Origin of the sequence: Cognatilysobacter segetis (assembly GCF_004359965.1) — a bacterium.
GTDB classification, from domain to species: domain Bacteria; phylum Pseudomonadota; class Gammaproteobacteria; order Xanthomonadales; family Xanthomonadaceae; genus Cognatilysobacter; species Cognatilysobacter segetis.
The window spans coordinates 1-7,483 of the sequence record NZ_SMRQ01000077.1; the positions used below are offsets into that span (position 1 = coordinate 1).

Sequence of the window (7,483 nt, forward strand, 5' to 3'; positions counted from 1 at the left end):
CGGGCTGCGCATGGGCGCGCCGATGGCGAGCCAGGGTGACGCCTGGCTCGTCGTGCGCCTCGAGCCCACCGCCATCGCGCGCGAGTTCGGATTGCCGGCGCTCGCGCCGCGCGTGCTGCGGCTGGATCCCGCGCTGCCGTTCGGCTACCCGCGCGACCTGGAGCTGCTCGTCAACACGCTGCCCCCCGACCGGCACCGCGGCTATGCCGTGCAATGGTTCGGCCTGGCCGCCACCCTCCTCGTGATCGCCCTCGTCCTCACGTTCCACCGGAGTCGCCGATGACCGCCGCTGCCGCGTCCGACGCCACGCGTCGCCGCAACCGACTGACCCTGCTCGCGATCCTCGTGCTGTTCTTCGGCTCGATGCTGGTCGCCGGCGTGCTGCGCTTCGCCGACATCCATCCAGCCGCGACCCGCCAGAAGGGCGAGCTCCTCGATCCCTACACCGACCTGCGCGACGCGAAGCTGCACACGCTCGACGGCGCGGCCTACGAATGGGCGCCGATCCACCGCACGTGGCGCATCGTGGCCGCCGCGCCCGCGACCTGCGACGACGCCTGCCGCCGCCGCGCGCACGACATCGGCGTGGTGTGGGAAGTGCTCAACAAGGACGCGCCGCGCGTCGACATCCTCTGGTGGTGCGCGACGGCCGCCGGCTGCGGCTGGCCGCAGGGGCTGCCCGCGCCGTCGACCATGCGCGTGATCGCGCCGGACGCGGCACGCGCGCGCCTGCCGCGGGTGGACGTGCCGGCCGGCGTGCCGGTATACGTCGTGGATCCGAACGGCTTCGTCGTGCTGCGCTACGCGCCCGATGCCGACCTCGCGGGCCTGCGCCAGGACCTCGTCCGCCTCCTCAAGTTGCAGTGAGCACCATGGGCACGACTCCGCGTAACGGCACGGTCCGCGCGACCTACCGCCATTTCCACCGCATCGCCTGGCTCGCGGCCGCGCTCGCGCTGTGCGTGATCGTGTTCGGCGCGTTCGTGCGGCTGTCCAACGCCGGCCTGAGCTGCCCCGACTGGCCGACCTGCTACGGCCGCGCCGCGTGGCCGACGCATGCCAACGAGGTGGCGGAGCACGCCGCCAACGCGATCCGCGTCGCCGAGCCCGACAAGGCGTGGCGTGAACAGCTGCACCGCCACCTCGCCGCCTCGCTGGGCACGCTCGTGTTCGTGCTCGCGCTGCTGGCCGCGCGCCGCCGCCGGCACGGCCTGGTGCAGGTGCTCGCGGCGGGCGTGCTGGTCGGCGTCTCGATCCCGCTGTACATGCACGCGCAGTACGGCGTCGCCGCCGCGCTGGCGATCGCCGGCGAACTGATCCTGCTGGCCGCGGCGATCCGCTGGGACAACAGCGACCTCGCGCGCGTGGCCTGCCTGACGCTGATGATCATCGTGTTCCAGGCGCTGCTCGGCATGTGGACGGTGACCTGGCTGCTCAAGCCGATCGTCGTCATGGGCCACCTCGTCGGCGGCATGACCACCTTCGGCCTGCTGCTGTGGATGGCCTGGCGCGCGACCGACCTGCCGATCCGGCTGGCCGATGCACGCCTGCTGCGCCGCCTGGTCACGGGCGGTCTGGTGCTGCTCGGCCTGCAGATCGCCCTCGGCGGCTGGGTGAGCTCGAACTACGCCGCGCTGGCCTGCGCCAACGACTTCCCCACCTGCGTCGGCAAGTGGTGGCCACCGGCGAACTTCCACGAAGGCTTCGTGCTCTGGCGCGGCGTCGGTGTCGACTACGAGGGCGGCGTGCTCGACGGCGCCTCGCGCATCGCGATCCAGATGGCGCACCGGATCATGGCGGTCGTCGTGTTCGTCTACCTGATGTGGCTGGCGCTGCGCTTCCTGCGCATGCCGGGCATGCGCGGCTGGGGCACGCTGCTGGGGCTGCTGACGATCGCGCAGGTGGCGCTCGGCATCGCCAACGTCAGGCTGTCGCTGCCGCTGCACGTGGCGGTTTCGCACAACGCGGGGGCCGCGCTGCTGCTGGCCACGCTGGTGACGCTGGCCGCGCGCATCCGCGAGCCGAAGGTCTGAGCCCGATGCACGCACGGAGCCGCCGATGACCGCCACGCTGCGCCAGTACTGGGCGCTGACCAAGCCGCGCGTGGTGGCGCTGATCGTGTTCACCGCGCTGGTGGGCATGTTCCTCGCGGTGCCCGGCCTGCCGCCGCTGAAGGAATCGGCGATCGGCTTCCTCGGCATCTGGCTGGCCGCGTCGTCGGCCGCGGCGATCAACCAGCTGCTCGATTCGCGCATCGACGCCAAGATGGCACGCACCTCGTGGCGCCCGATCGTGGTCGGGCAGATCACGCCGCTGCGCGCGTTGCTGTTCGCGCTGGCGCTCGGTGCGTTGTCGATGATCCTGCTCGTCGTGTTCGTCAACACGATCACGGCGCTGCTCACGTTCGCCTCGCTGATCGGCTATGCGGTGATCTACACCGTGTTCCTCAAGCGCGCGACGCCGCAGAACATCGTGATCGGCGGCATCGCCGGCGCCGCGCCGCCGTTGCTGGGCTGGTCGGCCGTCACCGGCATGCAGGGCGACTGGGACTGGGCGCATGCGCTGCTGCTGGTGCTGATCATCTTCGTGTGGACGCCGCCGCATTTCTGGGCGCTCGCGATCTTCCGCCGCGAGGACTACGCGCGCGCGCTCGTGCCGATGCTGCCGGTCACGCACGGCGTGCAGTACACGCGCTGGCAGATCCTGATCTACACCGTGCTGCTCGTCGCCGTCACCGTGCTGCCGTGGGCGGTGGGCATGAGCGGGCTGTTCTACCTCGGCGGTGCGCTCGTGCTCGGCCTCGGCTTCCTCGTGCACGCGTGGCGGCTGATGGATCCGCCGGACGAGATGTACGCGATGAAGGTATTCGGTTACTCGATCGTCTACCTGATGGCGCTGTTCGCGTTCCTGCTGGTCGACCACTGGCTGATGCCGTGGCTGCAACCGGTCGCGGCGTTCGAGCTGCAACCGGCTTGAAGCACCGCCGTGGCGGCCGCATGTCGGGACCACACCGGCATGGAGCTGCGCGATGCGGAGGGGACTGACGTCGATCGCGGATCGTGCGACGCCGTTCGCGCTCCCGCATCGGGCGCGTGGCCGGGCCGCTGCCATACTCGCGCTCCACGTCCCACGGGCCCCGTCATGCGGCAGCGTTTCCTCGCCTCCCTCGTCCTCGCCATCCTTCCGGTCGCCACGCACGCCCAGTCGCCCGGGCCCGTCACGGTCGTGACCGCCGACCGCCTGCTCGACGTGCGCACGGGCCGGTACGTCGAGCATCCGCTGGTCGTGGTGCAGGGCGAGCGCATCGTGTCGGTCGGCCATGTCGGTGACGCAGTGCCGGCGGGCGCGAAGCGTGTCGACCTGCCCGGCATGACGCTGCTGCCCGGCCTGATCGACATGCACGTGCACCTCGACAGCGACCCGACCTACGGCGGCTACACCAACCTGCAGTTCGGCGACCGCTTCTGGTCGGTGATCCAGGTGGCGAACGCGCAGAAGACGCTGACGGCCGGCTTCACCACGGTGCGCAACGTCGGCAGCCAGGAGTGGGACGACGTGGGCCTGCGGCAGGCGATCGAGGAACACAAGGTGACCGGTCCGCGCGTGGTCACGGCGACGTACGCGATCGGCGCGACCGGCGGCCACTGCGATTCGACGTTCTTCCCGCCGTCGATGGACCAGAAGAGCCCCTACAACGTCGACAGCCCCGAGGAAGGCCGCAAGGTCGTGCGTACGCTCAAGAAGTACGGCGCGCAGCTGATCAAGATCTGCGCCACCGGCGGCGTGTTCAGCCACGGCGACGAGCCCGGCGCGCAGCAGATGACGCTGGAGGAGATGAAGGCGATCGCCGACGAGGCGCACATGGCCTCGATGAAGGTGGCCGCGCATGCGCACGGCGCGCCGGGCATCAAGGACGCGATCCGCGCGGGCATCGACACCATCGAGCACGCATCGCTGATCGACGACGAGGGCATCCGCCTCGCGAAGCAGCACGGCACGTGGCTGTCGATGGATATCTACAACACCGAGTACACGCAGGCCGAAGGCAGGAAGAACGGCGTGCTCGAGGACAACCTGCGCAAGGACCGCGAGATCGCCGACGTGCAGCGCGAGAACTTCCGCAAGGCATTCCGGGCGGGCGTGGGCATGATCTTCGGCACCGATGCCGGCGTTTATCCCCATGGCGACAACGCGAAGCAGTTCGCGGTGATGGTGAAGTACGGCATGACGCCACTGCAGGCGATCCAGGCGGCGACGGTCAACGCGGCGCAGGCGCTCGCCAGCGCCGACGTCGGCACGGTGGATGCCGGCCGCTACGCCGACCTCGTCGCCGTGCCGGGCGATCCGACGCAGGACGTCCGCCTGCTCGAGCACGTGACGTTCGTGATGAAGGGCGGCGAGGTGGTGAAGGCGCCGCAGTAGTCGCGGGGGCACCGCGCCGTGAGCGCCATGCGGGTCGCGCCGGGCAGGTGATGCGCTGCGCGGCGCGCGCGGCCTCCCGCTACGATCCGCACGCGGCGCGGGCCCGTTCGCTCAACGCCGCCTTGGCGTGAGCGATGCACGCCACCGGGTGTGAACGCACGACCGGCTAACGTGTGCGCATGGCGTTCGATCGACTGCTCTCCGGGGACCCCAGCACCCGCCTTCGCCTGCAGCGCCAGCTGATGGGTGCGGGCAGCTACATGATGTTCATGCTGCCCGGCGTGCTGGCCGTGCACTGGGGCTGGACGCGGCTCGGCTACGGCGGCCTGCTGGCGCTGTTCGGCGCGGCACTGGCGGTCAACACCGCGTTCTTCGCCGCGATCCGCAGCGGCTGGAGCCGCCGCTTCCGCGATCCCACGCTGCTCGTGCCGCAGATCCTCGTCGCGCTGGTACTCGCGGTGGTCACGATCCACTACATGCGCGACGAGGCCCGCAGCATCATGCTGATGCTGTTCGTGGCGATGTTCTTCTTCGGGGTCTTCGGCCTCACCACGCGGCAGTTCCTGCGCCTCGCGGCGCTCGCCGTGCTGGCCTATGCGGGCCTGATGGCGTTCGAGTTCCGTGATCGCCCGCTGCACACCGCCTCGTTCCGCATGGAGGTGCTGCGGCTGGTATCGCTGGTGATGATCACCGTGTGGCTGTCGTTCGTCGGCGGCTACTTCGCGCGGCTGCGGCAGAAGCTCGCCGACCGTCGCGATGCACTGCAGGACGCGCTGGCGCAGGTGCGCGAGCTGTCCGAGCGCGACGAGCTGACGGGCGCGCGCAACCGCCGCCACCTGATGCGCGCGCTCGAACGCGAGCGCCAGCGCGCGGCCCGCACGGGCGCCACCTTCAGCGTGGCGCTGCTCGACATCGACCGCTTCAAGCAGTTCAACGACGTGCACGGCCACCAGATCGGCGACGAGATCCTCGGCGCGTTCTGCGCCTGCGTCCAGCAGTGCGCGCGCGACCTCGACGTGCTCGCGCGCGAGGATGTCGACGATACGTTCGGCCGCTACGGCGGCGAGGAATTCCTGCTGCTGCTGCCGCACACGCCGCTCGACGGGGCTATGCAGTGCCTCGAGCGCATCCGCGCGACGGTCGAGACCACTGCCTTCCGCACTAGCGCGGGGCCGCTCGCCGCCACGTTCTCCGCGGGCGTGGCCGAATACCGCGCGGGCGAGACCGCCGCGCACCTGCTCGCGCGCGCCGACGCGGCGCTGTATCGCGCCAAGCGCGAGGGCCGCAACCGCGTGCTCGCGGCCGGCACCGTGGGCTAGGCCGGCGCGGTCACGCGCGTTGCAGCAGCGCCTTCAGCTCGTCCTTCTCGGCGTCGGTCATGCCGCCGTAGCCGAGCTCGGTGAGCTTGGCCTTGAGGTCGTCGCGCCGCTGCTCGAGCGCGGCGCGGTCGAGCTGGCGGATGTTGTCGAGCAGCTCCGCGCGCCAGTTCTCGTCGATGCCCGGCAGCGTCTGCACCGCGAGCTTCTGCAGCGGCTCATGTTCCTCCCGGCCGGCGAAATGCTCGACCAGCGCGGCCGCGCCGATGTCGGGCCGTGCGTGCACGAGGCCGACGAGTTCCACCAGCAACGGCACGCCCGGCTGCTGCAACGACGCGAACGCGGGCTCGGCGGGAATCTCCAGCGCCAGCGACGGCTTGTGCAGCAGGCTGAGGATCGCGCTGCGCACCAGGCTGCGCTTGGGCGGCGGCGCGTTGCGGCCGGGCGTGCGCGCGCGCTGCGCCGGCACGTGCGTTTCGGGCTGCGCGGCGCGCGCGCCGACGCCCGTGATCTCGGTCAGGCGCTGGCGCATCAGGTCGGCGAACGCGCCGTCGGGAATCTGCGCGAGCAGCGGTTTCGCGCGCTCGGCGAGCCGGCCTTTGCCTTCGAGCGTCGACAGGTTCACGCCGTCCGACAGCGTGTCGAACAGGAACTGCGACAGCGGCGTCGCCGCTGCGAGCCGCGTTTCGAAACCGTCGCGGCCCTCGTTGCGCACGATGCTGTCCGGGTCCTCGCCCTCGGGCAGGAACAGGAAGAACGCCTGGCGGCCGTCCTTCATGCGCGGCAGCACCGATTCCACCGCCTTCCACGCCGCGCCGCGCCCCGCGCGGTCGCCGTCGAAGCAGAAATACACGTCGGGCGCGTTGCGGAACAGCAGCTCGGCATGGTCCGAGGTGGTCGCCGTGCCGAGCGTCGCCACGGCCTGCGTCACGCCGTGCTGGAACAGCGCGACCACGTCCATGTAGCCCTCGACCACGATCAGGCGCTCGATCTTCGGGTTCGACTGCCGCACCTGCCACAGGCCGTACAGCTCGCGGCCCTTGTGGAACAGGCGCGTCTCCGGTGAGTTGAGGTACTTCGGGCCGTCGTCCTTGTCGATGACGCGGCCGCCGAAGGCGATCGGCCGGCCGCGGCGATCGTGGATCGGGAACATCACGCGGTTGCGGAACTTGTCGTAGACGCGGCCCGCATCGTTCTTCGACAGCAGCCCCGCGCGCTCGAGCAGGCCGAGCCGGCGCGCGTCGGTGCCGAGCGCGTTCTTCATCGCCTCGAAGCCGTCGGGCGCGTAGCCGAGCGCGAACTGCGCGCGGATCGCGTCCGACACGCCGCGCTTGTCGAAGTAGCCGCGCGCCTTCGTGCTCGACGCGAGCTGCTGGCGGAAGAACGTCGTCGCCGTCTCCAGCATCGCGTAGAGATCGAGCAGCTGCGGATCGGCCACGCGCTGCTGCGTGTCCTTGGGCACCTCCATGCCCACGCGCTTGGCCAGCTCGTCGACCGCGTCGAGGAATTCGAGGCGGTCGTAGTTCATCAGGAAGCTGATCGCGGTGCCGTGCGCCCCGCAGCCGAAGCAGTGATAGAACTGCTTGACCGGCGAGACGGTGAAGCTCGGCGAGCGCTCGTCATGGAACGGGCAGCGCGCCGAGAACTCCTTGCCCTGGCGCTTGAGCGGCACGCGCGAGCCCACCACCTCGACGATGTCGGTGCGGGCGAGCAGGTCGTCGATGAAAGCGTCGGGGATGCGGGCC

7 protein-coding genes are annotated in these 7,483 nt (G+C 70.7%); 6 read left to right on the forward strand and 1 reads right to left on the reverse strand.

Going from position 1 to position 7,483, the window contains the following annotated elements; genetic code table 11:
- From E4F61_RS13130 to E4F61_RS13155, 6 genes are all read left to right on the forward strand, one after another.
- A partial coding sequence (locus E4F61_RS13130; protein WP_338016018.1) for an SURF1 family cytochrome oxidase biogenesis protein occupies positions 1 to 283 on the forward strand: 283 nt, incomplete at its 5' end.
- On the forward strand, positions 280 to 867 hold the full coding sequence (locus E4F61_RS13135; RefSeq protein WP_133479606.1) for a hypothetical protein: 588 nt from the start codon (positions 280 to 282) through the stop codon (positions 865 to 867). The genes E4F61_RS13130 and E4F61_RS13135, both read left to right, overlap by 4 nt.
- Positions 868 to 872: 5 nt before the next feature.
- A complete protein-coding gene (locus E4F61_RS13140) occupies positions 873 to 2,033 on the forward strand; it encodes a COX15/CtaA family protein (RefSeq protein ID WP_133480082.1) in 1,161 nt (386 codons plus the stop codon).
- Between the two features lie 25 nt (positions 2,034 to 2,058).
- Positions 2,059 to 2,976 (forward strand): heme o synthase, encoded by a 918-nt coding sequence (locus E4F61_RS13145; RefSeq protein WP_133480083.1) that lies wholly within the window; start codon positions 2,059 to 2,061, stop codon positions 2,974 to 2,976.
- A gap of 165 nt (positions 2,977 to 3,141) precedes the next feature.
- On the forward strand, positions 3,142 to 4,422 hold the full coding sequence (locus tag E4F61_RS13150) for a Xaa-Pro dipeptidase (RefSeq protein WP_133480084.1): 1,281 nt from the start codon (positions 3,142 to 3,144) through the stop codon (positions 4,420 to 4,422).
- A gap of 179 nt (positions 4,423 to 4,601) precedes the next feature.
- On the forward strand, positions 4,602 to 5,741 hold the full coding sequence (locus tag E4F61_RS13155; protein WP_133480085.1) for a GGDEF domain-containing protein: 1,140 nt from the start codon (positions 4,602 to 4,604) through the stop codon (positions 5,739 to 5,741).
- A gap of 10 nt (positions 5,742 to 5,751) precedes the next feature.
- On the opposite strand, the gene dnaG is transcribed toward E4F61_RS13155, so the two are convergent.
- The coding region (gene dnaG, locus E4F61_RS13160; protein WP_133480086.1) for a DNA primase at positions 5,752 to 7,483 on the reverse strand (1,732 nt) is incomplete at its 5' end.

What these genes read in the sequence shown, in the direction of transcription:
- E4F61_RS13150 (WP_133480084.1), top strand. Translation starts at nt 3,142, where the DNA reads ATGCGGCAGCGTTTCCTCGCCTCCCTCGTCCTCGCCATCCTTCCGGTC.
- E4F61_RS13145 (WP_133480083.1), top strand. Translation starts at nt 2,059, where the DNA reads ATGACCGCCACGCTGCGCCAGTACTGGGCGCTGACCAAGCCGCGCGTG.
- E4F61_RS13135 (WP_133479606.1), top strand. Translation starts at nt 280, where the DNA reads ATGACCGCCGCTGCCGCGTCCGACGCCACGCGTCGCCGCAACCGACTG.
- E4F61_RS13155 (WP_133480085.1), top strand. Translation starts at nt 4,602, where the DNA reads ATGGCGTTCGATCGACTGCTCTCCGGGGACCCCAGCACCCGCCTTCGC.
- E4F61_RS13140 (WP_133480082.1), top strand. Translation starts at nt 873, where the DNA reads ATGGGCACGACTCCGCGTAACGGCACGGTCCGCGCGACCTACCGCCAT.